Source organism: Streptomyces sp. NPDC050422 (assembly GCF_044458665.1).
Taxonomy (GTDB): domain Bacteria; phylum Actinomycetota; class Actinomycetes; order Streptomycetales; family Streptomycetaceae; genus Streptomyces.
Genome location: NZ_JBITIE010000001.1, coordinates 609679 through 635283, shown reverse-complemented (window position 1 = coordinate 635283; position 25605 = coordinate 609679). Strand labels below are relative to the sequence as shown.

Sequence of the window (25605 nt, the reverse complement as noted above, 5' to 3'; positions counted from 1 at the left end):
CGCGGGGGAGGCTGAACCCCTGGGGCCGGGCAGAGAGGCGTCAGCGTGTCCGAATCGGTCGATGCGGTCGAGATGCAAGCGGCGCTGCTGCGGCTGCGCCGGACGAGCGGGCTGCCCGTGGCCTTCGGCGGGCTGCTCTCCGACACCCGCCACGCCAGGATCGCGGAGCTGAACGGGGCGCAGACCCAGGCTCTGCGGGGGCTCGTGATCTCGGCGGGCAGTGGCCTCGGCGGGAAGGCGATCGCGCTGTCGCGGCCGTGCGCGGTGACCGATTACCACTCCTCGCGCCACATCAGCCACGAGTACGACCTGGCCGTGGCCGCGGAGGGCCTGCGCTCGGTGGTCGCCGTGCCCGTCGTCGTACGCCGCAAGGTGCGGGGTGTGCTGTACGGGGCGCTGCGCGAGCCCCTCACGCTCGGGGACCGCACGTTCGACGCGGCGGTCGCGGCGGCCCGCGACGTGGAGCAGGCCCTGGTCGTGCGGGACGAGGTGCAGCAGTTGCTCGCCGTGACCCGGGAGGAGGTCACCGACCCCCGGGCCGTCCCGGGGGCGTGGGAGGACGTCCGGGAGGCGCACCGCGAGTTGCGCGCCCTCGCGCCGAAGGTCGTCGACCCGGCACTGCGCGACGAGTTGCTCGCGGTGTGCGGGCGGCTCGCCGCCGCGGCGGGTGCGCGGGTGCCCAGGGCACGCGAGTACCGGCTGTCGCCGCGCGAGGTCGACGTCCTCGCCTGTGTCGCGGCGGGCGCGACGAACGCGGTGGCGGCGGACCGGCTCGGGCTGCGGCCGGAGACGGTGAAGGGCTATCTGCGCTCCGCGATGCGGAAGCTGGGCGCGCACACCCGGCTGGAAGCGGTCGTCGCGGCCCGGCGGGCGGGGCTGCTGCCGTAGGTTCGGCGGCGAGGAGGTGAGGGACATGGTGTCCACCCATCAGTACCTGGCGTTCGCGGCGATGTCGCTGCTGGTGATCGTCATTCCGGGGCCGAGCGTGCTGTTCGTGATCGGGCGGGCCCTCGCGCACGGCCGGCGCACCGCGCTGGCCACGGTGCTGGGGAACGTGGCCGGCAGTTACGTGCTGGTGATCGCGGTCGCGCTGGGGATCGGTTCGCTCGTCGAGCGGTCGGCAACGGTGTTCCTGGCGGTGAAGCTCGCGGGGGCTGCGTATCTGGTCTTCCTGGGCGTGCAGGCGTTCCGGCACCGGCGGGAGATGAACCTGGGCGCGGTGGCGACGCCGGGGCGGCCCGCGCGCGGCGATGTGCGGACGGTGCTGGACGGGGTGCTCGTCGGGGTCACCAACCCCAAGGGGATCGTGTTCTTCGCCGCCGTGCTGCCGCAGTTCGTGGACGCCTCGACGGGTCGTCTCCCGGCGCAGATGCTGCTGTTGGGCCTGGTGCCGATCGCCATCGGTCTGGTGACGGACACGCTGTGGGGTCTCGGTGCGTCGGCGGCCCGCAGCTGGTTCGCCCGCTCCGACCGGCGGCTGTCCATGATCGGCGGGGCGGGCGGGTTCGCGATGATCGGCCTCGGCGTGACGGTGGCGGCGACCGGCCGCGCGGACTGAGCGCCACCCTCTGGCGGGACGCACCCGTTCAGCGGTCGAAGTCGATGAACGGGGCGAAGCGGACGCCGTCACCGGCGCCGTCGGGGGCCTCCTTCGTCATCACGGAGAGCAGGGCCACCGCCTCGTCCGTGACGTCGTCCCGCTCGGCGGCGGTGAAGGGACGCAGCTCCTGCACGGTGACCGCCGTCGGCGCGCCGCCCCCGCCGGGCTCCAGCCGCCAGATCGCCGCGAGGAAGCCGTCGACCAGGACGCTGCCGTACGCCTGGTTCCCCACCCCGTTGCGGCCCTTGAGCGGCGGCGGAATCACGCGGGTGCGGTCCGCGTGGCCGAGCAGGACGTTGTCGAACTCGGGCAGGAAGCGCGGCGGGGCGGGGGTGTCCTCGGCGGGGCGCGGGGCGTCGGGCAGGTCGAAGAGTTCGACGCCGTTCTCGTCCCGGAAGGTGACCAGCCGCGGGCGGAGCCGTTCGAAGACCTCGCGCAGCCGGGTCAGCCCGGCCCACGCCTGCATGTCCCTGACCGAAGCGGGCCCGAAGGCGGCGAGGTAGCGCAGCACGGTGCCGTCGGGCGCGGGGACCGGTGCGGAGGGCGCGGCGAGCCACTGCTCCGCGGTGGTCAGCGCGACCTGCCCGCTCCTGCCCCACACCCCGCGCGGCGTGATCTGCACGAGCGGCAGCAGACAGCGCGCGGCCGTGCTCAGCGCCTGCGGGTCCGCGTCCGGCCACTCGACGAGGAGCCGTTCGCGGATCTCCTTCGGGGTACGCGGCGCCTGTTCGACGTACGTCCTGCTGAGGTCGCGGAGCCGGTCCAGGTCCACACCCACGAGCCGCTTGCGGAAGATCCTGAGCTCCCGGTCACGTGCCTCCTGCACGAGGGGACGCAGGGTCAGGGCGTCGTCGGCGGTATGGGTGTGGACGGTGGAGCGCAGCGTGACGATGCGCACGACGTCGCGCGACTCCATGAGCGCGGCGAGCTCGGCCGGCTCGAAACCCTCCAGGCGGGCGAGGAGCTGGTAGTACGGCGGCTTGGTGTTCTGCGCCTGGAGGCCGACGAGGTGGCGTACGGCGTCCTCGGCGCTCATCACCGTACGACGGAGCAGGAGTTGGCGCTCCAGGGTCGCGCGCCCCAGCGCCCGCGGCGAGAGCACGGCGGGCGGGGCGGCGGCGGAGGTCTTCTTCTTCACGGCCATGGACGGCACGCTACGCGGCCATGCGGTCAGCTCCGGTCCTGATGGTGCGGCTTCTTCGCCGGCACGTCCTGCGCCATGCCGCTGCCCGGCGGGATCCCGGATTGCGCGTCGGACACCCGCATCATGGACCGGTGATCAGCGTCGTGTTCGCCGTCCTGACCGCGCTCAGCAACGGCGCGGCCTCCGTCCTCCAGCGCCGCGCCGCAAGCACCGCCCCCGACAGCGAGGCGATGCGGCTGTCGCTGATCGGCCATCTGCTGCGCCAGAAGGTGTGGCTGGCCGGCATCGGCCTGGTGATCGTCGCGGCCGTCTGCCAGGCCGTGGCGCTGGCCACCGGTCCCATCGCCGTGGTGCAGCCGATCTTCGTGATCGAGCTGCCGGCGACGCTCCTGATGGCGAGCTTCGTCATGCGGGTGCGGCTGCCCCGGCCCGTGTGGTTCGGGGTGGCCGCCGTGACGGCGGGCCTGGCCCTCGGCATGGCGTCGGCCGCTCCGGGTGGTGGCAGCGCCACGGTGCACGGGGCGGCGTGGGTGCCGGCGCTGATCCTGACGGGCCTGTTCGAGGCGGCGCTGATCGCGGGCGCCCTGGCCACCCGCGGCAATCCCCGGGCGGCACTGCTGGGCCTGGCCGCCGCCTGTGCGTACGCGCTCACCGCCGCCCTGATGAAGGACGCCATGGCCCGGCTCGACGGCGGCGGCGGGGTGACGGCGCTCTTCACGTCCTGGCAGCTCTACGCGATGGCCGTGGCGGGCGTCGGCGCGCTGTTCCTCCTTCAGAACGCGCTGCAGGCGGGCACACTGGTCGCGGTCCAGCCGTGTCTGACCCTGGGCGACGCCCTGATCAGCATCCTGTACGGAGTGACCCTGTTCGGCGAGGACCTGCGCACCGGCTGGTGGCTGCTGCCCGAACTGCTCGCGCTCGGCCTGATCGCCGCGGGCTGCGTGGAACTGGCGCGTTCGCCCCTGGCCTCCGGGAACGCGACAGCCCCGGCCCGTAGGCGGCGGGTCGACTGAGACGCCGCGTACGGGCCGGGGCCGGGGCGCTCACGCCGGACGCCTGCCAGTGGCCAGTTGCTACTTGCTGACCGCGAACCGCATCAGGGCCTGCTCGTCGCCCTGCTTGATCTTCCCCGTCTCGTTGATCACCTCGAGCTTCCAGCTCCCGCCGGCCCGCATGGCCTTGGCCACGGCGCAGCCGTTGTCGTTGCTGAGCAGGCTCGGCCAGATGTCGGCGACCTGCTGGGAGCTGCCACCCGTCGCGTCGTACACCTTGAAGCTGATGTTGCGCGCGCTCTGGAAGGAGCTGTGCTTCTTGTACGCGGCAGCGATGAAGACGATGGACGTGATGTTCGTCGGCACCCGGGCGAAGTCGACGGTCACGGTCTCGTCGTCGCCGTCACCGTGCCCGGTCTGGTTGTCGCCGCTGTGCAGCAGCGAGCCGTTGCCCAGCGGGTCCAGGGAGTCCAGGCCGGCCAGACGGACGGGCTCCGCGCCCTGCATCGCGATGGCGATCAGGTCGAGGTCGGTGCCCTTCTTCTGACGAAGCTTCCCCATCAGCCCGCCACTGGCACCGACCGTGGGGTCCCAGGAGACCCCGATGGACAGGTGGGTGACCCCGTCCAGATCCGCCGGGCCGTCTTCCTTCTTCAACGTGATCATGCGTGATCCTCTTCGTGGCGAGATTCCTACAGGTCGAGTGTGCCTGGTGTCCCCCGGATGCATCCCATCAGGGGCAAAATTTCGACCAAGTGTTGGACGGGTCAGGACGCATTGTCCTGCGTCGGCACGATGCCGGAGGGCTTGCCCGCGTGATAAGGGTCCGCGGTCTCCACGACGCCGCGGGCGCACAGCCCCTCGATGTCGCTGGGGCTGCGGCCCAGGTCGGCGAGGATCTGCTCGGTGTGCCGGCCCGCCTCGGGCACCGGGTCCATCCGCGTTCCGACCCCGCCGAGGTCCACCGGTGGCAGAAGTGCCTGTACGGGGCCGGGGGCGCCGGGCACGGACACTTCACGCCAGCGGTCGCGTTCGGTGAGCGCGGGGTGGTCGAGGAACTCCGCGACGGAGTTCACGCCGGCGTTGGCGATGGCCGCCCGGTCCAGGAGTTCCCCGGCCTCCTCGCTGCCGAGGCCGGCGAACCGTGCGGCGACGATCGCGTTGAGTTCCTCGCGGTGGGCGACCCGGTCCGGTCCGGTGACGAACCGGGGGTCGTCGACGAGCCCGGGCAGGCCGAGGACGGTGACGCACAGGGCGTCCCACTCCCGCTCGTTCTGGATGGAGAGCATGACGTCCTTGCCGTCGGCGGCGGTGAAGGGGCCGTACGGCGCGATCGTGGCGTGCTGCGCGCCGATCCGCGGCGGCTGGGTGCCGCCGTAGCGCGTGTAGTACGCGGGCTGGCTCATCCACTCGGCGAGAGCGTCGAAGAGGGAGACCTCGACGGAGGGGGCGCGGCCGGTGGTGGCCCGGGTGAAGAGGGCGGACAGGATGCCGCTGTAGGCGTACATGCCGCCGGCGATGTCCGCGACGGAGATGCCCGAGCGCGCGGGTTCGTCGGGCGAGCCAGTGATCGACAGCAGGCCGGTCTGGCACTGCACCAGGAGGTCGTACGCCTTGCGTCCGGACCACGATCCGCTGGTGCCGTAACCGCTGACCGTACAGGTGATGAGGGAGGGGTGCCGGGCCTGGAGGGCGGCGGCGCCGAGGCCCGTCCGGTCCGCCGCGCCGGGGGCGAGGTTCTGTACGAACACATCGGCTCCGGCGATGAGTTCATCGAGGATCTCGCGCCCCTCGGGTGCCTTGATGTCCAGGGTCAGGGATTCCTTGGAGCGGTTGAGCCAGACGAAATAGCTGGCCTGTCCGTGCACGGTCGTGTCGTAGCGGCGGGCGAAGTCGCCGCCGCCGGGGCGCTCGACCTTGATGACGCGGGCGCCGAGGTCGGCCAGCTGGCGGGTGGCGAAGGGCGCCGCGACGGCCTGTTCCAGACTGACGACGGTGATGCCCGCGAGCGGGAGCGGAAGCGGTTCGGTCATGCGCACATGATCCCGGGCCGTCGCGTGCGTACGTGCCCGGCGCGTCACCGCTCAGGCGGACGGCTCCGGCACCACCAGCGGCGTTCCGAGGCGCTGGTGCCCGCCACTGGCGAGCATGCGTACCTCTCCGCGCTCGCTGATCTCCGCACGGACGATGCCGGTCTCGTCCTCGTAGACCGGGTATCCGCCCGCCCCGGACTGCGCGGTCCGGCGGACGATCACCGTGTCGTCCTCCACGGCGGACGTCTGAAACACCAGCTGGTAGCTCTCCGGGTAATCCATGACGGCCTCCTCACGACGGCCTTCGGGGGCAGTACGCGGGCCGGCCTGTGCGGCGGGCTCCGACTGCGCGGCGTCCGCGCTCCGGCCCGCACCTTCCATGGTCTCGCACACCTGCCGTCCCCGCCCGTGCACGCCCGCACGGTGCGGGCCCGGGCCCTGGCTGCCTATCCTGAAGGGGTATGGGGAGTTCAAAGGCAATCGGACCGATAGGCCCTTTTGCTCCCGCGTCGTACGGCAGGCATGACCCGGGATCCCCGACACCGGGAAGGGAATCGTCATGGAAGGTGCCGACCGGGGCGACGATGTGTACCAGCCCCAGCAGCCGGAGGCGTCCGACCCCGTCGAGCAGCTCGACACGGCGGACACCCTGGACAACCGGCAGCTCACCGACGTCCTGGACGAGGGGTACTCGCCACCCGAGCGACCGTGGGTCGTGGAGGACCGGGGCACCACCGGGTCCGAGCAGCTCAGCGGGGAGACTCTGGACGGCCGGCTGGCCCGGGAGCTGCCCGAGACCGCCGATCCGCCCGGCGACGACGTGGGCGACCTGTCCAACGGGGACGGCGAGGTCTGGGACTCCGAGGTCGGGGACGCACGCGCCGGACGGCTCACCCGCGACCTCGACCTCGACGAACCGGACAGCATGGCGGGCGAGGACGTCGGGATCGACGGGGCGGCCGCCTCCGCCGAGGAGGCGGCCATGCACGTCATTCCGGACGCCCAGACGTAGACGCGCAAGCAGACGCCTGAGAAGAGCCGCCGCGGTCCGGGGGCACTCAGCCTGCCCCGGCGACCACCCCTCGCAGGATCACCGCACCCACCACAGGACCCACCACAACCACACCCATCACAGGGGAGAGTCACATGCCGTACATCACCGTCGGCCGGGAGAACTCCGCCGGGATCGAGCTGTACTACGAGGACCACGGGACGGGCAGGCCCGTCGTCCTGATCCACGGCTTCCCGCTGAACGGAGCCTCGTGGGAGAAGCAGCTGCCGGTCCTGCTCGGGGCCGGATACCGGGTCATCACGTACGACCGGCGCGGCTTCGGACGGTCCGACCGGCCCACGGACGGCTACGACTACGACACCTTCGCGGCCGACCTGAACGCGGTGATGGAGAAGCTCGATCTCCAGGACGCCGTACTCGTCGGGTTCTCCATGGGGACCGGAGAGGTCACCCGCTACCTCGGCAACCACGGCTCGGGGCGGGTCGGTCTGGCCGTGCTGGTGGCGCCGGTGCCGCCGTTCCTGCTGAAGACGGACGACAACCCGGAGGGGGTCGACCAAAGCGTCTTCGACGGCATCATCAGCGCCATCGTGGCGGATCGGCCCGCCTATCTGACGGACTTCCTCGACGCGTTCAACAACACCGACCAGCTCGGCGGCACCCGGATCAGCGAGCAGGCGCTGCGCTCCCAGTGGACGGTGGCCACCGGTGCGGCGGCCCACGCCACCCTGGCGTGCGTCCCGACCTGGCTGACGGACTTCCGCGACGATCTGCCGAAGAACGACGTGCCGACGCTCGTCGTGCAGGGTGACCAGGACCGCATCCTGCCGATCGACTCCACCGGGCGCAGGCTGCCCGACCTCATCCGCGACAGCCGTCTCGTGGAGATCGCGGGCGGCCCGCACAACATCGGCTGGACCCATGCCGAGGAGCTCAACACGGCGCTCATGGGCTTCCTGGACGAGCACCGGCGCTGACCCGCCCCCGCCACCCTTACCCCTGAGGTAATCGACGCCTTCCACCCCCGTCGGACATCGTGTTCCTCACGAGCACAGCGCTCCCGGCCCACCGGCCGGGGCCGAGGAGAGGACCGCACGATGACCGCTTACGACGAGGCCGTCCAGCGCTACTTCGCCGCCTGGAACGCCGCCACCCCCGAGGAACTGGAGAAGGCCGTCGCCGCGGCGTTCACGGAGAACGCCACGTACACCGATCCGCTGGCCGACGTACGGGGGCATGAGGCCCTGGCCGCCGCGATCAGCGGTGCCCAGCAGCAGTTCCCCGGGTTCTCCTTCCGGCCGTCCGGGGCGGTGGACGGGCACCACGCCCTCGCCCGCTTCAGCTGGGAGCTGGTCGCCGCGGCCGACGGCTCGGCGCCCGTCGCCGGCTCGGACGTGATCGCTCTGGCCGACGACGGGCGGATCAGCTCGGTCAGCGGATTCCTGGACCGCGTGCCGGGCGCCTGAGCTACCCGGACGGGTGCGAACGGCGGCGCAGCGCCGGGTCGGTGAGGCCGGCCGGGTGGTAACCGGCGTCCCGGGACGAGAGGTTGGTGCCCGGTGGGACGATCTTGTCGATCCGGTCGAGCACATCCTGGCTCAGCCGCACCCGGTCCGCGCCGAGCTGGCTCGTCAGCTGCTCGAAGGTGCGCGGGCCGATGATCGCGGAGGTGACCGCCGGGTGCTCCAGCACGAATGCCAGGGCCAGTTGGACCAGGGTCAGCCCGGCCTCGTCGGCCAGTTGGGCGAGCGCTTCGGCGGCGTCGAGCTTGGCGGTGTTCTCCGGCGAGGCCCCTGGCCTATGCCGGACAACCTCTGCGGTCAGGGCCGACCCCCTGTCCTCGAAGCCCACCCCGGCCAGCATGATGAGGTGACGCGCCAGATTCGGCGATGAACACATCGGACGGCGCGGAGAGGGGGAGATGGGGAGAGGGCCTGAAACATCATTTGACTTCCGCTCCCCATCTACAGAACGGGGATTCCTGCCACGGCCGGGTGGCCGTCTCGGTGGGTTCCTGCTTCTTCACGCTGTGCCGGGATCAGGGATCCCGGTCCTACCTGCGCTCGACAGGCTGACACCGCCAGTCCGGCGGCCAGCGCGACGTTGACCGCCGCGTTGATATCCCGGTCCAGAACCGCCCCGCACCCCGGGCACTGCCACACACGAATGTGCAGGGGTTTGGGACCGTCCTTGACACGGCAGACGCAACAGACCTGACTCGTCGGCTCGAAACGACCGATCCGAATGAAGACTCGCCCGCGCAGGGCGGCCTTGTACTCCAGCATCGCGACGAACGACGCCCACCCCGCGTCATACACAGACTTCGCGAGGCGTGTGCGGGCCAGCCCGTTCACCGCCAGGTCCTCCACAGCCACCGCTTGGTTCTCGCGAATGATCCGTGTGGACAGCTGGTGATGGAACTCATGCCGCGCATCAGCCACCTGTGCATGAGCACGGGCCACCTTCACCCGAGCCTTCTCCCGATTCCTCGAGCCCTTCACCTTCCGGGACAGACTCCGCTGCTCCCGCTTCAGCTTCTTCTCCGCCCGCCGCAGAAACCGCGGACTGCTCACCTTCGTCCCGTCCGACAGGATCGCGAAGTGACCCAGCCCGAGATCGATCCCGACAACCGCATCCGCAGCGGACAGGGTCTCGGGTTCGGTCTCGACGATGAAGGAAGCGAAGTACCTCCCGGCCGCATCCTTGATCACGGTCACAGTAGACGGGACCGAAGGCAGGGGCCGGGACCACTTCACCCGCACCGCACCGATCTTCGGCAACACCAGATCTCCGCCCGGGGTGATCTTCCACCGGGCGTTCTTCGTGAAGCGAACCGACTGCCGGGTGTCCTTATTGGACTTGAACCGCGGCTGCGCCGCCTTCGGCCCCTTACGACTGCCCTTCAGCGACGCGAAGAAGTTCGTGAACGCGGTGTCCAGGTCCCGCAACGACTGCTGCAACACCACCGCCGACACCTCACCCAGCCACGCCCTGGCCGGAGTCTTCTTCGCCTCGGTGATGACCTGCTTCGACAACTCCCCGGACTTCGGGAACGGCAACCCCTGCTAGCAGGCGTCTTTGCGGACGCGCAACGCGTCGTTGAACACCACACGGGCGCACCCGAACGCCCTCGACAACGCCGCACGCTGAGGACCGTTCGGGTACACACGGAACGTGTACCGAAGTTGCATGCCAGCCAACGTACGCCAGTCGGGTTATAGACGTACATCAGAACATTCGTACTGGTCCTCACCACACCTTCACCTTCCACCTACGCTGATTCTCCGGGAGGAGGTCATGTGGTATCGCAGGTGCGAAAGCAGCCGCTGCGGGCCGGACCGCGGAGCGTTTTCAGGAATTAACCTCTGATGCCTTGTCATCGCCGGTTCTACGCGCATAGCTTGTGCTCCCTCATCACACTCTGAGGGGCAGTTTCCGTGCGCATATCCAGATCCCGTTCCGTCCTGCTGGCCGGCGCGGTCGCCGTGACCCTCTCGGCGACCGCGCTGCCCGCCGCCTTCGCGGCACCGTCCTCGACCGCCGTGATCTCCGAGGTGTACGGGGGCGGCGGGAACTCGGGAGCGACGCTGACCCGCGACTTCGTCGAGCTGGCCAACTCCGGCTCCGCCGCGTACGACCTGTCCGGGTTCAGCGTCCAGTACCTGCCCGGAGCGCCGTCCGCGGGCTCGCTGTGGCAGGTCTCGGCGCTGACGGGCTCCGTCGCGCCCGGCGGCCGCTATCTGGTCGCCGAGGCCGCGGGCACCGGCGGCACCGTCGCCCTGCCCGCACCGGACGCCACCGGCACCGTCGCCATGTCCGCCGCCAGTGGCACCGTGGCGCTGGTCTCCGGCACCACTCCGCTGACCTGCAGGACGGCGGCCGACTGCGCCGCCGACACCCGTGTCGTCGACCTGGTGGGCTACGGCTCCGCGGTCGTCCGGGAAGGCAGCGGACCGGCGACCGGCGCCTCCGCCACCGCCTCCGTGGCGCGCGCGGCCTCCCTCTCCGACACCGATGACAACGCCGCGGACCTGTCCGCCGCGGCCCCCACCCCCGTCAACGCGGCCGGTGAGACGTCCGGCGGCGGCACGGACCCGGGTGACCCGGGCAACCCGACCGAGCCCGGCACCGTGCGCGTGCACGACATCCAGGGCACCACCCGCCTCTCCCCGCTCGACGGCAAGGCGGTGACCGGCGTGCCCGGCATCGTCACCGCGGTGCGCACCACGGGTTCGCGCGGCTTCTGGATCCAGGACATCGCGCCGGACGCGGACCCGCGCACCGGCGAGGGCGTCTTCGTCTACACCGGCTCCACCGCCCCGGCGGTCGCGGTGGGCGACTCCGTCCTGGTCAGCGGCACCATCGACGAGTACTACCCGTCGGCCACCACACAGTCCATCACCGAGATCACCTCCCCCAGGACCACGGTCCTCTCCTCCGGCAACGCCCTTCCGGCGCCGGTGGTGCTCGACGCGGCCGCGGTGCCCGCCGCGTACGTCCCCTCGGCGGGAGGCGGCTCGATCGACGCGCTGCCCCTGGAGCCGGCGGCGTACGCCCTCGACCTCTACGAGTCCCTCGAAGGCACCCGCGTACAGATCGCCGACACCCGGGTCACGGGTGCCACGACCGCGTACGACGAGATCTGGGTGACCGTCGAGCCGAAGCAGAACCCGACCCGGCGCGGCGGCACGCTGTACTCCTCGTACACCGACCAGAACACCGGCCGGATCAAGGTGATGTCCCTCGACACCACGCGCCCCTTCCCCGTCGGCAACGTCGGCGACGTGCTGTCCGGCACCACCACCGGTGTGATCGACTACGCCTCGTTCGGCGGCTACAACCTCCAGGCGACCGAGCTCGGCACGCTCACCGACCACCACCTGAAGCGCGAGGTGACGCGCCGGCAGAAGGGCGGCGAACTCGCCGTCGCCACGTACAACGTGGAGAACCTGGACGCGCTGGACGAGCAGGCCAAGTTCGACACCCTCGCCGAGGGCGTCGCGGTCAACCTCTCCTCCCCCGACATCGTCTCGCTGGAGGAGATCCAGGACGACAACGGCGCGGTCAGCGACGGCACGGTCGGCTCCGAGGCGACGCTGAAGCGGTTCACCGACGCGATCGTGGCGGCGGGCGGGCCCCGGTACTCCTGGCGCTATGTCGCCCCGCAGGACGGCCAGGACGGCGGCGAGCCCGGCGGCAACATCCGTAACGTCTTCCTCTTCAACCCGCACCGGGTCTCCTTCGTGGACCGCGCGGGCGGCGACGCGACGACCGCCGTGGCGGCGGTGCCCACGAAGAAGGGCGTCACCCTGTCGGTGTCGCCCGGGCGCATCGACCCGGCGAGCGAGGCCTGGTCCGACAGCCGCAAGCCGCTGGTCGGCGAGTTCCGCTTCCACGGCAAGCCCGTATTCGTCATCGGGAACCACTTCGCTTCCAAGGGCGGCGACCAGCCGCTGCACGGCCGCTACCAGGAGCCGTCGCGCAGTTCGGAGACGAAGCGGGTCCAGCAGGCGGCGGAGGTCAACACCTTCGTCAAGTCCCTGCTGGCAGCCGACAAGTCGGCGCGGGTCGTCACGCTCGGCGACCTCAACGACTTCGCGTTCTCACCGACGATGTCCGCGCTGACCGCCGGCAAGGCACTCAAGCCCCTCATCACCACGCTGCCGGCGAACGAGCAGTACAGCTACGTGTACGAGGGCAACTCCCAGACCCTGGACCACATCCTGACGAGCCCCGGCATCCGGCGGTTCGACTACGACGTGGTCCACATCAACGCGGAGTTCGCCGACCAGGCGAGCGACCACGACCCGCAGATCGTACGGATCAAGGTCGACAGCCGCCGCTGATCCCGTGGGCGCCCGGCAGGACGGCTCAGCCGCCCTGCCGCGGCAGGACCTGAACTGCGGCGCCCGTCCGCGGGCGCGGCAGCGAGGCGAGCGGCCGCAGCGCGGGCGCGGCCTCCAGCGGGCGGTCGGTGAAGAAGCGGGCGACCAGGTCCGCCACGTCGTCGGACCGCTCCAGCACGACCCAGTGGTCGGATTCGCCGATCGTCAGGAAGCGGCTGCCCTCGATCGTCGCCGCGAAGGCGCGCTGGCGTTCGGGGGAGGTCACGGTGTCGTGCTCGCCCGCGAAGACGAGCGCGGGCACCCCGCTCAGCCCGCCGGAGAAGTCCGGCCGGTGCCCCAGCGCCCGGCGCAACGACTGCGCCGCGTGCGGGGAGTGGGTGAGCGCGTGCACGAACGACCGCCGGACGTAGCGCCGGGCGAGTTCCCTGCGGTGGACCGTCCGCCGCGGGTCCTGGCACATCAGCGCCTCGGTGGTCAGGGTGGCGAGCCCGTCCATGTCGCCCTCCCCCAGCCGTTCGACCGCCCGGCCCCAGTGGCTGCGCTGGGCGTCGCTGATATGAGCCGGTACGCCGCCGAGGACCAGCCGGGCGATCCGGCCGGGGTTCTGCCGGGCGCAGCCGAACGCGATCGATGTGCCGTAGGAGAAGCCGAAGAGGTTGACCCGGTCCACGCCCAGGTCGTCGATGATGCCCGCGACGGCGGCGTACAGGAGGTCGTCGCCGGTGCCGGGCGGCAGCGGGTCGGCGCCGCCCATGCCGGGCAGGTCTGCGGTGACGACCGGGGCGTGCGGGCCCAGGTGCTCGTCCATCTGCGGCCAGCCGTACATCCCCTGGAGCGCGCCGCCGAGGACGACTACGGGCTCGGTGCGGGGCGAGGGCTGCGCCAGGACGCGGTAGCTGTAGCGCAGCCCGTGCACCGACAGGTTCCGGATGGTCTCGATGGGCATGGTCACCGGTCCTTGGTCCGTGGTCCGTACGTGCGCCGCACGGTCAGGCCCGGGTGAGTACGAGGGCGGCGTTGTGCCCGCCGAAGCCGAGCGAGGTCTTGACGGCCGCGTCGAACACTCCCGGCCGGGCCTCCTTGCTCACCACCTCGATGGGGATCTCCGGGTCGGGCGCGTCCAGGTTGACGGTGGGCGGCACGAGTTGGTGCTGGAGGGCGAGCACGGTCAGCGCGGTCTCGATGCCGCCCGCGGCGCCCAGGGTGTGACCGGTCATCGCCTTGGTCGACGTGACGAGGGGGTGCTCGCCCAGGACGCGGCGCAGCATCGTCGCCTCGATCAGGTCGTTCGCCACGGTCGAGGTGCCGTGGGCGTTGACGTGGCCGATGTCGGCGGCGGCCATCCCGGCGTCCGCGAGTGCGGCGCGCAGGGCCCGTTCGATGCCGAGCCCGTCGGGGTCCGGGGCTACGGCGGAGTACGCGTCGCTAGAGGCCCCGTAGCCGGCGATGTGGGCGCGGACGGTGGCGCCCCGGGCGGCCGCGTGTCCGGGGCGTTCCAGGACGAGGAGTCCGGCGCCCTCGCCGACGACGAAGCCGTCACGGTGGGTGTCGAAGGGCCGGCAGGCCGCCTCGGGGTCGTCGCGCCGGGTGGAGACGGCCTTCAGCTGGCAGGCGCTGGCGATCAGCAGCCGGGAGCAGACGGACTCCGCGCCGCCCGCGACGACGATGTCGCAGGCGCCGGTGCGCAGCATCTGGTGGGCGGTGCCGATGGCGACGGTGCCGGATGAGCAGGCGGTGGAGACCGCCTGGCTCGGGCCGTGGGCGCCGAGGTCGGTGGCGACGCTGCTGGCCGCGCCGTTGACGACGGTGAGGGGGGCGAGTTTCGGGGAGACCCGGCGGGCGCCGCGCTCGGTGAGGGCGGTGTGCTGCTGGTCGTAGAAGGGCAGTCCGCCGTGGGCGGAGCCGATGACGACGGCGACGCGGCCGCTGTCCCAGACCGAGGGGTCGAGTCCGGCGTCGGCGACGGCCTCGCGGGCGGCGATGACGGCGAGCTGCGAGAAGCGGTCCATGAGCCGCTGGGTGGCGACCCCGAGCACGGCCCTCGTGTCGAGGCCGGTGATGGTGTACATGAAGTCGCAGGGCAGGTCGTGGAGTTCGGGCCGGTGCAGGACCGAGGGCGCTTCGGCGGCCTCGGACACCCCGCGCCAGGTGGCTGCGGCGGTGACGCCGGCCGCGGTGACCAGGCCGATGCCGGTGACGGCGGCGGCGAACGGCTCGGGGCGGCACGGGGCCGTCATGCGGCGGCCTTGCTGTGCACGGCGTCGACCAGTTGGCCGACGGTGTCGCGCGAGGTCAGCTGGACGTCGTCGAGATCGACGCCCATCCGGTCCTCGATGAGGAGCCGCAGTTCCTCCAGGGCCAGGGAATCCAGCCTGAGCTGACGGAGCGACGTCTCGGGGCGGATCGCCACCGGGTCGGTTCCGAAGTTCGCCACCAGCAAGGTGCTGATCTCGTCTGCCGTGCTCATGGGGGCACTCCTCCGCTGTCGTACGCGGTGACGCCTTGCCGCGTGGGGTGTGCGTGCCATCGGGGGACGCCGGCTGGGTTCCGGAGGAACCTTTTATACGCCCTGATGGCGGCGGGGCCGGTCCGCGTTCCCCCGTGCGGTGGGGGGCTGTCCAGGTGTGCGAATCCGCCGGGGTGCCACGGGGGGCGGATCGTGCGAGCGAGGGCGCCACCGCGCACGCCGGCCGCGGTCGGTCAACGGGTCTCCTCACGGCCGGGCTTCGCCCGAAAACGCCGCGATCATGACGATCGAAACGACGCAGTCAGCCGGAACGGCCGAGGCCGAGGCCCTGTTCTCCACCATGTCCACCATGCGCGCGATGCGCCGCCTCAAGCCGGAGCCCGTGCCGGACGAGACGATCGAGCAGCTCATACAGGCCGCCGTCCGGGGTCCCAGCGGCGGGAACATGCAGTGTTACGAGTACGTGGTGGTGACCGACCGTGAGGTGATGGCGCGTCTGGCGCCGCTGTGGAAGCGGTGCGTGGACGCGTATCTGGCGACGACGGGCAAGTACGCGCCGAAGGGCATGGACGACGCGGCGTACGGCCGGATGGTCGCCGCGATCGAGTACCAGCGCGACCACTTCGCCGACACGCCGGCGCTGATCGTGCCCTGCTACCGGTTCCCGGAGCCCCGGATGGAGGAGGAGGGCCTGGCCGCCTACGCGCAGGCTCTCGGTCCGGCGGGGGTCGAGCACATGATGAGCGCCCAGACCCGGTTCCAGGCGCTGGCCGAGGGCTCCTGCGTGTACCCGGGGGTCCAGAACATCCTGCTCGCCGCCCGGGCGCTGGGACTCGCGGCGAACGTCACCATCTGGCACCTGATGCTGGAGCAGGAGTGGAAGGAAGCGCTCGGCATCCCCGAGGACATGCAGACCTTCGCGGCCGTTCCCGTCGGATGGCCGCAGGGCAACTTCGGACCGATCCGGCGCCGCCCGGTGGCCGACGTCATTCACCGTGACCGCTGGTAGAACCCGCCGTCCGGACCGCGCTTCCACGGCGGGGTCCGGACGGCACCCACACTCCTCGTGGGCGACTTCAACTCCATTGGGATGAAAGGGAGTTCGACACACGGAGAGGAGATTGTCATGCCCTGGGCAGATCGATAGCCTGAGCGGGCTTCGCGGCTCTCGGCCCACCCCACCCGGGCCCGGGGGCCGTTCATCTCCCCCACAGAGCAGGAGCAGGTATGCCCACACGCGCCGCCGCCCACACCAAGGCCCGCGCATCGGTGCTGGCGGCCCTCACCGCCACCGTCCTGGCCGCGACCGGCACCCCCGCCCTCGCCACGACGGGAACCGGGCCCCCGATGAACCAGGCGTTCGAGCAGGCCGCCGAGCGGTTCGACGTCCCCCGCGATCTGCTCGCCGCCGTCGGCTACGGCGAGACCCGGCTCGACGGCCACTCCGGACGCCCCAGCCAGGCGAACGGCTTCGGCGTCATGCACCTGGTCAGCAATCCCGTGAACCGGACCCTGGAACAGGCCGCCGGCCTCACCGGGAAACCCGTGGCCGAACTCCGCACCGACACCGCGGCCAACATCCTGGGCGGCGCGGCCGTGCTGCGCGGTTACGCGGACAAGCTCGGGCTCGACGCCCGGGACCGCGACGACCTCGACGCCTGGTACCCGGCCGTCGCCCGCTACAGCGGCGCCGACGGCCCGGCAGCCGCCCTCTACGCCGACACCGTCTACACCTTCCTGGCCGACGGGCTCGACACCGTCGCCCCGGACGGCGAGCGGATCTCGGTGACGGGCCGGCCGGTGTCACCGCAGAAGGGTTCGCTCACCGCGGGCGACGCAAGCACCCGGAGCGCCGACTACCCGTCCGCGCTGTGGGTGCCGGCCGACCCGAACAACTTCGCCACGGGCCGCTCGGCGGCGATCGACAAGGTGGTCGTCCACGTCACGCAGGGCTCGTACGCGGGCTCGATCAGCTGGTTCCAGGACCCGGTGTCCGAGGTGAGCGCCCACTACGTGGTGCGCTCCTCGGACGGCCAGATCACCCAGATGGTGCGCGACAGCGACACCGCCTACCACGCGCGGAGCGCCAACGCCTCGGCGCTGGGCATCGAGCACGAGGGCTTCATCGACGACCCGTCCTGGTTCACGGACTCGATGTACCGCGCCTCGGCCGCCCTGACCGCGTACCTGTGCGACCGGTACGGCATCCCGAAGGACCGGGCGCACATCATCGGGCACAGCGAGGCGCCGGGCAACGACCACACCGACCCCGGCGCGTACTGGGACTGGACCCGCTACATGGAACTGGTCGGCGGGAGCACCGACGGCGGCACCGGCGCCGACGGGCTGAGCTTCACCGCGTACGCCACGCAGCGCAGCGGTTCGACGGGTGCCCAGGTGCGAGCCGTTCAGACGCTGCTGAACGCGCAGAAGTACCCGGCGGGCGAGGTGGACGGCACCTTCGGCCCGGCCACGCAGAGCGCGGTGACGGCGTTCCAGTCGGCCCACGGGCTGGACGCCGACGGCGTCGTCGGCGCCAGGTCCTGGACCGCGCTGCTGTCCGCCGGCGACACGCCCACGCTCACCGAGGGCGCCTCGGGCGACGGCGTGAAGCGGCTCCAGCGCGCGCTGACCGCGGCGCTCGGCTCGACGGTCGGCGTCGACGGGAGCTTCGGCCCGGGGACGGCGACCGCGGTGCGCAGCTACCAGACGAGCCGGGGACTGACGGCCGACGGCATCGTGGGACCGGGCACCTGGGCGGCGCTGCAGGCGGGACGCTGACCCGTGCGCCGGTGGCGGGCCGGGGGCACCGGTCTCACGCCCCACGGTTCGGCACCGGCGCAGGTGTTCAGGCCCGCTCGTACCGCAGCTCCACGACCCCACTGCCGAAGGTCCTGGTCCCCGCGAGCCGGAGTGCGGTCCTGGTGTCCGTCGACGGGAACATGGACCTCCCCCGGCCGATCAGCACCGGGTGGACGTAGACCCAGTACTCGTCGATCAGATCGAGCGCCGCGAAGGACGCCGCGAGGTCGGCGCCGCCGAGCCCCAGGTCGCCGCCGGGCTGCTCCTTCAGCGCCCCGACCTCTTCGGGGACGACCTCGTGGACGACGGTGGTGTTCCAGTCCGCCCGGTCCAGGGTCCGGGAGTAGACGTACTTCGGCATGTTCCGCCAGATGACGGCGAAATCGGCCATCGGCCCGGCGTTGGCCGGGTCCTGGTCGGCGGTGGGCCAGAAGTCAGCCATCAGCTCATGGACGACCCGCCCGTGGAGGAACCCGCCCATCGTGGCGATGCGCTCGTTGAAGTAGCGGTGCAGTTCGTCGTCGACGACATGCCAGCTGATATCCCGGTCCGGTCCCTCGAAGAAGCCGTCGAGGGAGACCGACATGGAATAGATGATCTTGCGCATCACGAACCTCGCCGGAAGCCTGGGGGGGTGGGGGGGGACGGATCTGCGGGACGATTCCCGACCATACCCGGCAGTCGATCGCGGAAGCGGGACCCGGAGGGTGCCGCTTGACGCGCGTGAAGGCTCAGTACCGACCGTTCAGCGCGTGACGGTGAAAGTGGCCGCGCGGGGTACGAACTTCGTGCCGCCGTCCTTCGCGGTCGCCAGCGCCGACACGTCCCAGACCCCCTCCGCCAGACCGGCCGCCTCCTGCTGTGTCACCTTCAGCGTGTAGGTGCAGCGCGAGGTGGTGTCCGAGGTGCTGCGGCACGTGGCCGCTTCCGCGGACCGCATCTCGGCCTCGGTCGGATCGAGCTTCGAACTCGTCGGCCAGGCGAGGACCTTGAGGCCCCGTACCCCCGAGTCGTCGCTCACGTCTGCGGTGAACGTGAGCGCCCCCGCCCCACCCGGGGACGGTGCCGCGTAGTGGGCCGAACCGTTCTTCACGCTCGGCTCGGTGGTGGCCGAGGCCATGGCGTATCCGCCGGCGGCGACGGCACCGAGAGCGACGGCGCCGATGAGGGACGGGACGAGGACGCGCTTGGACATGGGGACCCCTTGAATCGATGGAGGAGTTGATGGGCGGGAGGTGCGGAAGCCGGTGACCGGCCGCTTTCCCGATGTGATCGAGCCTAGGGCCGGCAGATGCCCGCGGTCCTCGGGCTGCGGGACGATCGCGGCCTCCCACCGTGGGTGCAGAGCCTGCACCCCAGGTAAGAGATCGGTGTCCGCCTCCGGTCGGAGGACGGCCACTCACCTGCGGTCATACCCTTGGTCCCTGATGAATCGAACCGACCACCGACTGCTTCCGCTCCTGCTGATCTGCGCCCAGGCCGCGGTGTGGCCGGGGGCGGGCCTGATCCGTGGGTCCGTCCCGGCCGGGTCCGCGCTCCTCGTGGCGGCCCTCGTCGCCGGGCTGGTGACGGCCGCGCTCCTCGTCCGCCGCGCGAGGCCGGTGACCACCCTCGTCCTGGTCGCCGCCGCCTGCGCCCTGGGGGCCGGTCCGCTGCCGCCGGGCGCGGTGGCCGTCCTGGGTACGGCCGGTGTCGCGCTGGCGCTGTTCACCGTGGCCTGCGAACACGACACCTTCACCGCCGTGTTGTGCGTCCTGGCACTCGCCGCCTGGCAATCCGTGCACAACCTCAGCCTGCACGGGCTCAGTGACCGCGACGGACTCGACCTCGTCCTGACGGCCGTGCTGTACGCCGCCACGTGCGCCGCCGGGCTGCTCGTACGCCGGGCCCGGCAGGCGCGACGGACCGCCGGGCAACTGCTGATCCGGGCCGAGACCGAACGCCATCGGCTCCCCGGAGCCGAACGGAAGCGGATGGAAAGGGAGTTGCACGATGTCAGCGCCCACCACCTGACCGCCGTGGTCGTCACGGCGGGGGCCGCCCTCGGGCTGCGCGAGCGCCGGCCGGAGCTGGCCGGTGAAGCACTGCGGTTCGCTGCCGAGACCGGCCGCGAAGTCACCCGGGCGCTGGGCGCGGTGCGGGCTCCGGCGCCCTCGCGGGAACAGCTCCCGTCGCCGAGGGAGCGGTTGCTGGGACTGGCCGCCGGATTCTCCCGGCTGGGCGGGCAGGTGGAGTGCGAGATCGATGCCCTGCCGGACGGCGCCGTCGCGGACGCGGCGTTCGGCATCGTGCGCGAGGCGCTGACCAACGTGGCCCGGCACGCTCCGGGTGCGGCAACGACGGTGACGTGCCGGTACGGCGACGCACGCACGGAGGTCGTGATCACGAGCGCGGCGCCACCGGCGGGAGCGGCCGCGCACGGCGCGGGGCTCGGCTCGGGGCGCGGACAGGGTTTTCTGCGGTCCCGGGCGCGGGAGGCGGGCGGCACGCTGACCAGCGGTCCGACGGCGGAGGGCGGCTGGGAGGTGTACGCGGTCCTGCCCGGCAGGAGCGCGGCCTCGGTGGAGCAGCCGGTCCCGTGGAACTACCGCCTCGCGCAGTTGACGGCCGCGGTCGTCCTCGTCCTGCAGCCGCTGCTTCCGATGCTGGTCGTCCGTACGGATTCCGTTTCGAGCGGTGCACGGGTGTCGGCAGGCGTGCTCTTCGCCCTGCTGGCGGCGGCGCAGGCGTTCGCGCTGCTGTGGCGGCGACGGGCGCCCCTCGCCACCCTGGGGATCGTGACGGGCCTGGCCCTGCTCTGGCCGGTGGCGATGGCCGTGGGCCAGTACACCGGTCCGGTGCTCCTGCCACTGGTGCTGAGCATGGCCGCCACGTGTGCGGCGGTCGCCTCCGCCGCGGTGCGCGCGGCCGTTTCCGGCACGCTCGACGCGGACGGCCGCACGCGCGTCGCCCTGCCGATCGTCCCGGTGGCGGCCGTGGTGGCGCACTCTGTCGCCACGACCGCCGCCTTCCTGCACCGGGGCGCGGGCGTACCCGTGTGGGCGCTCGCCGCAGGGCGGACGGCCCAGGCGGCCCTGGTGACCGGCGCGGCCTGGTGGGCCGGGTCCTTGCGCGGGCGTCGCATCCGGGCGGCCCGCAGCTCGCAGGCGGAACACCTTGCGGCCTGGACCGAGGAGGCGGTGCGGGACGCGTGGGCGGAGCGCCGCCGGATCGCCGACGGGCTGGAGACCACCGTGCTGGCGCGCACCGCCGACATGGTCGCGCAGGCCGAGGCGGGCCGGCTCGACGCGGTCGCCGACCACGCCCGCGAGGCCCTGGCCGCGATGCGCGGCCTGCTCGACACGGCCCGCGAGGCGCAGGCGCCACCGTCGCTCCGTCCGCAGCCCACGCTCCAGGCCCTTGACCTGCTGGCCCATCAGATCCGGGCCACCGGCCGCGAGGTCGAGATACGGCCGGCCGGCCTGATGCCGGGACAGCTGTCCACCACCGTGGACCTGGCCGCCTACCATGCCTGCGAAACGATCATCACGGCCGGCGGCGAGGAGCCCATGGTGCTGGCACTCGACGCGGACGACTCGGCGTTGACGCTCACGGCGACCGGAGTGCCGGATTCCGTGCGCCCGTCCCTGTGCCGGCAGCTGGCCGTGCGGGCCGCGGTGATCGGCGGGACCGTCGCCGGCGGCCCTTCGGGCCCGGTGCGGGTCCGGCTCCCGCTGACGGCGGCACCTGCCGTGCGGCGATACGACGAGGAGGGACAACGATGAGCCTCAGCGTGCTGGTCGTCGACGACCAGGGCATCGTACGGGCGGGATTCGCCGCCGTGGTCGACGCCGAGGAGGACATGACAGTGGTCGGCGAGGCCGCCGACGGAGCGGAGGCGGTGCGCCTTGCCGAGGAGTTGGCACCCGACGTAGTCCTCATGGACGTCCGTATGCCGGAACTCGACGGCATCGCCGCCACCCGCATCATCACCGGCCGCCCCGGGGCCCCTCGCGTCCTGGTGCTGACCACCTTCGACCTCGACGCGTACGTGTTCGACGCCCTGCGCGCCGGGGCGTCCGGCTTCCTCCTCAAGGACGTGCGTCCCGGCGAACTGCTGGACGGCATCAGGGTGGTGGCCGCCGGCGAGAGCGTCCTCGCCCCGTCCGCCACCCGTCGGCTCATCGGCCACTACGCGTCCGCACCGGCCGCCGGCACCCCGGGCGCCCCGGCCCCCCGCGAGCTGAACGGCCTGACCGGCCGTGAGCAGGGCGTCCTGACCCTGATCGCGGCCGGGCTCACCAACACGGAGATCGCCGAGCACCTCGACATCACCGTCGGCACCGTGAAATCGCATGTCAACGCGGTACTCCGCAAGCTCGGACTGCGCGACCGGGTCCAGGCGACGATCCTCGCCTACGATCTCGGGCTCGCCCGGCCGGACCGGTCCCGGGGAGTTCCGTCATGAGGATCGGAGCCGCGCGCGCCGCCGCGGTCCGCTGGGTGGCCGCCCACGCCCGTCCCGCCCCCGGCTACCGCGGGGCGTACTTCAGCGGCTCGACGGTCGGCCGGCCCGACGACGCCGAGCTGCCGCCCTCCTCCGACGTCGATGTCGTGGTCGTCACGGAGGAGTACGACCCGCCCGCCAAGCCCGGCAAACTCCGCCACGAGGGCGTGCTGCTGGAGATCACGTACGTGCCGTGGGCCGAACTGCGCGACCCGAAGGCGGTGCTCTCCTCGTACCATCTGGCCGGCAGCTTCCGCCGGGACACGGTCATCGACGATCCCACGGGCGGGCTGCGCGCCCTGTACGCGGACGTCTCGCCCCGCTTCGCCGAGCGCGACTGGGTGCGCCGCCGGTGTCTGGACGCCCGGCAGCGCGTCGAGGGCCGCCTGGCCGCGTTCGACGCCTCCGTCCCCTTTCACGAGCAGGTCCCGGCGTGGATTTTCCCCACCGGGGTCACCACGCACGTCCTGCTGGTCGCCGCCCTGCGCAACCCCACCGTCCGGCTGCGCTACCGGGCCGTACGCGACGTCCTCACCTCGTACGGGCAGCCGGAGCTCTATCGCGAGCTCCTGGAACTACTCGGCTGCGCCGACGTGTCCGCAGAGCTGGTCCGTCACCACGTGGCCGAGCTGACGCGCACGTTCGACGCCACGGTCCCGGTGGCGCGCACCCCGTTCTTCTTCAGCAGCGACCTCACCGGGCAGGCGCGCCCCATCGCCGTCGACGGCAGCCTGGAACTCCTCGACCGGGGCGAGCACCGCGAGGCGGTCTTCTGGATCATCGCGACACTTGCCCGCTGCCACACGGCGCTGGCCGTGGACGACCCTGCACTGCACGCCGCGCGGCTGCCCGCGTTCGAGACGGCCGTGGCCGAGCTCACCGGGATCACCTGTACCGCCGATCTCCTGGAGCGGCGTGAGGAAGTCCTTCGGTACCTGCCCCGGCTGGGGGCGGCCACCGAAGCCGTCCTGGCGGCCAACCCGGACATCACCGGACAGGGGCCCCTGCCGCCGCGACGCCCGCTCTGATAATTTGCCCGCATGTCATCTCCTCGTGCGTAGGACCCCGCACTGACCGCACCCGTCGTCACGGGTGCGGCACTCCGGTGTCCCCGCACGCCGGCAGCCCGGGTTTCTCCGCGCTGCCCTCACGAGGAATGTCATCGTGCTCACACCATCTCCCGCGCCCTCGCGCGCGCCTTCGTACGCCACCGTGCTCCGCACCCCGCATGCCGCCCGCACTTTCGGTGCCGCGCTGCTGGGGCGTCTCTCGTACGGAATGGTCCCCCTCTCCCTCCTGCTCGCGATCAAGGACGCCACCGGCTCGTACTCCATGGCCGGTGGTGCGATGGCCCTGTTCGGGGCCGCGAGTGTCATCCTCTCCCCCGCCCGTGCCGCGCTGATCGACCGCCACGGGCCGCGCCGGGTCCTGCCGCCGATGGCGGGGCTGTACGCGGCGCTGCTCACGGTGATCGCCCTGGCGGCCTGGCGTCCGGGCGCCCCGCCCCTCGTCCTGGGCGCGCTGACCGTGGCGGCGGGTGCCTGCACGCCGCCCCTGGGGCCGGTCATGCGGACGCTGTGGAGCAGCCTCGTCCCCGACCGGGAACTGTTGCAGCGCGCGTACAGCCTGGACGGCGTCGCCGAGGAACTGCTGTATGTCACGGGCCCGTTGCTGGTGGGGATCGTGGTGACGGTCACCGAACCGGCCGCCGGTGTCCTGGCCGGTGCGGTGCTCGTGTTCACGGGGGCGCTGGCGCTGGTGTCGTCGCCGGCGGTGTCCCGGGAGCGGGTGCGTGCCGAGCGGCTTCCGGCCGGCGTGCCTGCCGCGCCACGGTTGCGGTTGCACGGCATCGTCGCGCTGCGGCACGCGGTCGTGGTGACGGCCGCCGTGGGGCTGTGCCTCGGGGCGCTCGATCTGCTGGTGGTGGCGTTCACCGAGCGGCTCCATCAGCCGGCGGCGGTGTCCTGGGTGCTGGCCGCCCTCTCGGCCGGGAGCGCAGTCGGCGGCCTGGCCTACGGGGCGGTCCGGTGGAAGTCGGCAGGCCGGGTGCGGCTGCCGGTGGTGGCCGCGGCGCTCGGTGCGGCGCTGATGGTGGCCGGAGTGTCGCCGCATCTGTATGTGCTGGTCGCCGTCGTCGCGGTGGCCGGGCTCTTCGTCGCCCCGGCGCTCACGACGGCGTACCTGATCGCCGACGAGTCGGTCGACGCCGCACGGCGCACCCAGGCGGGTGCCTGGGTGAACACGGCGTTCAACGCCGGGGCGTCGGGCGGTACCGCCGTGGTCGGTCTGCTCGTGGACCGGCTGCCGCTCGCGCTCTGCTTCGCGCTGGCGGCGGCCCCTGCGCTGGTGTGCGCGGCGGCGGTGGCGCGCGCCGGGGCCCGCCGCTCCCGGATGACGGAAGCGGCGGCCCCGGACGCGGTCAGCGGAGCTTGATCGCGCCGCCGTCGGCCATCAGGGTCTGACCGGTGATGTAACGGGCGTCGTCGCTCGCCAGGAAGGCGATGACGGGGGCGACGTCCGTGCGCGGGTCGCCGAAGCGGCCGAGCGGGACCTTGGCGGCGGAGAGGGCGTACTGCTCCGGGTTCGCCTCGGCCCAGGCGGCGACGCCCGCGGTCTTCGCCATCGGCGCGACGACGTTGACCCGGATCTGGTCGGCGGCCCACTCGTTGGCGACGACCCGGCTCAGTCCGCGGATCGCCTCCTTCGCGGCGGCGTACGACGCCTGGTTCGGCTGACCGTCGATGCCCGCGCCCGACCCGAAGTTGATCACCGAACCGCGGCTCTTGCGGAGCTCGGAGTACGCGGCGAGCATGAAGTTGCGGGTGGCGAACAGGCCGGAGTCCAGGGCGAGCTTCCAGTCGTCCTCGGTCTGCTCGGTGAAGGGCCGTACGCGGGAGGCGCTGGCGTTGTTCACCAGGATGTCCAGTCCGCCGAAGCGCTCGACGGCGGTGGCCACCGCCAGGTCGGCGACCGCCCGGTCGGAGACGTCTCCCCGCAGGAACGCGACCGCGTCCCCGAGATCGGCCACGAGGGTGTCGCCGGCCTCCTGCTGGAGATCGACGACCACGACCCGTGCGCCCCGCTCGACGAAGATCCGGGTGACGGCCTCGCCGATGCCCGAGGCTCCTCCGGTGACGACGGCGACCTTGTTCTCCAGTGTCATTGCGCTGCTCCTCCGAGTCGTTGTGTCCGGCGCCGCACCCCCGCAGCGCGCCCTCTATAT

The 25605-nt window shown here is 72.2% G+C and carries 23 protein-coding genes and 2 pseudogenes; 13 read left to right on the top strand and 12 right to left on the bottom strand.

The window, feature by feature from the left end:
- Positions 1-45: 45 nt before the first annotated feature.
- Positions 46-888 carry a response regulator transcription factor gene (locus ACIBJG_RS02725; protein ID WP_399303162.1) on the top strand — a complete coding sequence of 281 codons (843 nt, stop codon included), beginning with the start codon at positions 46-48 and terminating at the stop codon, positions 886-888.
- 25 nt (positions 889-913) lie between these two features.
- A complete protein-coding gene (locus tag ACIBJG_RS02720) occupies positions 914-1558 on the top strand; it encodes a LysE family translocator (protein ID WP_399303160.1) in 645 nt (214 codons plus the stop codon).
- Positions 1559-1586: 28 nt separating this feature from the next.
- Here the strand turns inward: ACIBJG_RS02720 and ACIBJG_RS02715 are convergent, their stop codons facing one another.
- The gene (locus tag ACIBJG_RS02715; RefSeq protein ID WP_399303158.1) at positions 1587-2744 is read right to left on the bottom strand and encodes a winged helix DNA-binding domain-containing protein; all 1158 of its coding nucleotides are present in this window, start codon (positions 2742-2744) and stop codon (positions 1587-1589) included.
- A gap of 131 nt (positions 2745-2875) precedes the next feature.
- Between ACIBJG_RS02715 and ACIBJG_RS02710 the strand changes: the two genes are divergently transcribed.
- On the top strand, positions 2876-3757 hold the full coding sequence (locus ACIBJG_RS02710; protein ID WP_399303156.1) for a DMT family transporter: 882 nt from the start codon (positions 2876-2878) through the stop codon (positions 3755-3757).
- A gap of 60 nt (positions 3758-3817) precedes the next feature.
- Here the strand turns inward: ACIBJG_RS02710 and ACIBJG_RS02705 are convergent, their stop codons facing one another.
- The 3 genes from ACIBJG_RS02705 to ACIBJG_RS02695 form a co-directional block, all read right to left on the bottom strand.
- Positions 3818-4402 carry a TerD family protein gene (locus tag ACIBJG_RS02705; protein WP_385273163.1) on the bottom strand — a complete coding sequence of 195 codons (585 nt, stop codon included), beginning with the start codon at positions 4400-4402 and terminating at the stop codon, positions 3818-3820.
- Positions 4403-4503: 101 nt separating this feature from the next.
- Positions 4504-5769, bottom strand: a complete 1266-nt coding sequence (locus ACIBJG_RS02700) for a CaiB/BaiF CoA transferase family protein (RefSeq protein WP_399303154.1) — start codon at positions 5767-5769, stop codon at positions 4504-4506.
- A gap of 51 nt (positions 5770-5820) precedes the next feature.
- A complete protein-coding gene (locus tag ACIBJG_RS02695; protein WP_399303152.1) occupies positions 5821-6051 on the bottom strand; it encodes a DUF6296 family protein in 231 nt (76 codons plus the stop codon).
- Positions 6052-6328: 277 nt separating this feature from the next.
- On the opposite strand from ACIBJG_RS02695, the gene ACIBJG_RS02690 reads away from it, so the two are divergent.
- The 3 genes from ACIBJG_RS02690 (at position 6329) to ACIBJG_RS02680 (ending at position 8247) form a co-directional block, all read left to right on the top strand.
- Positions 6329-6781, top strand: a complete 453-nt coding sequence (locus ACIBJG_RS02690) for a DUF5709 domain-containing protein (protein ID WP_399303150.1) — start codon at positions 6329-6331, stop codon at positions 6779-6781.
- Between the two features lie 134 nt (positions 6782-6915).
- Positions 6916-7758, top strand: coding sequence for an alpha/beta fold hydrolase (locus ACIBJG_RS02685; RefSeq protein ID WP_399303148.1), 843 nt, complete (start codon positions 6916-6918; stop codon positions 7756-7758).
- Positions 7759-7878: 120 nt separating this feature from the next.
- Complete coding sequence (locus ACIBJG_RS02680) at positions 7879-8247, top strand: nuclear transport factor 2 family protein (RefSeq protein ID WP_399303146.1); 369 nt, start codon at positions 7879-7881, stop codon at positions 8245-8247.
- Between the two features lies 1 nt (position 8248).
- On the opposite strand, the pseudogene ACIBJG_RS02675 reads toward ACIBJG_RS02680, so the two are convergent.
- Positions 8249-8572, bottom strand: a pseudogene (locus ACIBJG_RS02675) (aldo/keto reductase); the annotation flags it as partial.
- 173 nt (positions 8573-8745) lie between these two features.
- Positions 8746-9972 (bottom strand): annotated as a pseudogene (locus ACIBJG_RS02670) (RNA-guided endonuclease InsQ/TnpB family protein).
- Between the two features lie 246 nt (positions 9973-10218).
- Between ACIBJG_RS02670 and ACIBJG_RS02665 the strand changes: the two are divergent.
- Positions 10219-12627, top strand: a complete 2409-nt coding sequence (locus ACIBJG_RS02665) for an endonuclease/exonuclease/phosphatase family protein (protein ID WP_399303144.1) — start codon at positions 10219-10221, stop codon at positions 12625-12627.
- 25 nt (positions 12628-12652) lie between these two features.
- On the opposite strand, the gene ACIBJG_RS02660 is transcribed toward ACIBJG_RS02665, so the two are convergent.
- Genes ACIBJG_RS02660 through ACIBJG_RS02650 form a run of 3 tightly spaced genes read right to left on the bottom strand, consistent with a single transcriptional unit; the run spans position 12653 to position 15094 of the window.
- Entirely contained in the window at positions 12653-13573 is a 921-nt protein-coding gene (locus tag ACIBJG_RS02660) for an alpha/beta fold hydrolase (RefSeq protein WP_399303142.1), read from the bottom strand.
- A gap of 43 nt (positions 13574-13616) precedes the next feature.
- Complete coding sequence (locus tag ACIBJG_RS02655) at positions 13617-14864, bottom strand: beta-ketoacyl-[acyl-carrier-protein] synthase family protein (RefSeq protein ID WP_399303140.1); 1248 nt, start codon at positions 14862-14864, stop codon at positions 13617-13619.
- Positions 14861-15094, bottom strand: a complete 234-nt coding sequence (locus ACIBJG_RS02650; protein WP_148021645.1) for an acyl carrier protein — start codon at positions 15092-15094, stop codon at positions 14861-14863. Before ACIBJG_RS02650 ends, ACIBJG_RS02655 begins: the two co-directional genes overlap by 4 nt.
- 280 nt (positions 15095-15374) lie before the next feature.
- Here ACIBJG_RS02650 and ACIBJG_RS02645 point away from each other — a divergent pair, with 280 nt between their 5' ends.
- Both ACIBJG_RS02645 and ACIBJG_RS02640 read left to right on the top strand, forming a co-directional pair.
- A complete protein-coding gene (locus ACIBJG_RS02645) occupies positions 15375-16103 on the top strand; it encodes a nitroreductase family protein (RefSeq protein WP_399303138.1) in 729 nt (242 codons plus the stop codon).
- A gap of 218 nt (positions 16104-16321) precedes the next feature.
- A complete protein-coding gene (locus tag ACIBJG_RS02640) occupies positions 16322-17875 on the top strand; it encodes a peptidoglycan-binding protein (protein ID WP_399303136.1) in 1554 nt (517 codons plus the stop codon).
- A gap of 67 nt (positions 17876-17942) precedes the next feature.
- On the opposite strand, the gene ACIBJG_RS02635 is transcribed toward ACIBJG_RS02640, so the two are convergent.
- Together ACIBJG_RS02635 and ACIBJG_RS02630 are read right to left on the bottom strand one after the other, a co-directional pair.
- Positions 17943-18503, bottom strand: a complete 561-nt coding sequence (locus ACIBJG_RS02635) for a dihydrofolate reductase family protein (RefSeq protein WP_399303134.1) — start codon at positions 18501-18503, stop codon at positions 17943-17945.
- A gap of 138 nt (positions 18504-18641) precedes the next feature.
- Positions 18642-19091 (bottom strand): DUF5707 domain-containing protein, encoded by a 450-nt coding sequence (locus ACIBJG_RS02630; protein ID WP_399303132.1) that lies wholly within the window; start codon positions 19089-19091, stop codon positions 18642-18644.
- A gap of 232 nt (positions 19092-19323) precedes the next feature.
- Here ACIBJG_RS02630 and ACIBJG_RS02625 point away from each other — a divergent pair, with 232 nt between their 5' ends.
- The 4 genes from ACIBJG_RS02625 (at position 19324) to ACIBJG_RS02610 (ending at position 24815) form a co-directional block, all read left to right on the top strand.
- Entirely contained in the window at positions 19324-21660 is a 2337-nt protein-coding gene (locus tag ACIBJG_RS02625) for a histidine kinase (RefSeq protein WP_399303130.1), read from the top strand.
- Entirely contained in the window at positions 21657-22343 is a 687-nt protein-coding gene (locus ACIBJG_RS02620; protein ID WP_399303128.1) for a response regulator, read from the top strand. Before ACIBJG_RS02625 ends, ACIBJG_RS02620 begins: the two co-directional genes overlap by 4 nt.
- Positions 22340-23410 carry a hypothetical protein gene (locus tag ACIBJG_RS02615; RefSeq protein ID WP_399303126.1) on the top strand — a complete coding sequence of 357 codons (1071 nt, stop codon included), beginning with the start codon at positions 22340-22342 and terminating at the stop codon, positions 23408-23410. The genes ACIBJG_RS02620 and ACIBJG_RS02615 overlap by 4 nt, the downstream gene beginning before the upstream one ends.
- Before the next feature lie 136 nt (positions 23411-23546).
- Positions 23547-24815, top strand: coding sequence for an MFS transporter (locus tag ACIBJG_RS02610; RefSeq protein WP_399303124.1), 1269 nt, complete (start codon positions 23547-23549; stop codon positions 24813-24815).
- Here ACIBJG_RS02610 and ACIBJG_RS02605 read toward each other — a convergent pair.
- On the bottom strand, positions 24802-25545 hold the full coding sequence (locus ACIBJG_RS02605; protein ID WP_399303122.1) for an SDR family NAD(P)-dependent oxidoreductase: 744 nt from the start codon (positions 25543-25545) through the stop codon (positions 24802-24804). The genes ACIBJG_RS02610 and ACIBJG_RS02605 overlap by 14 nt on opposite strands.
- Between the last annotated feature and the right edge of the window lie 60 nt (positions 25546-25605).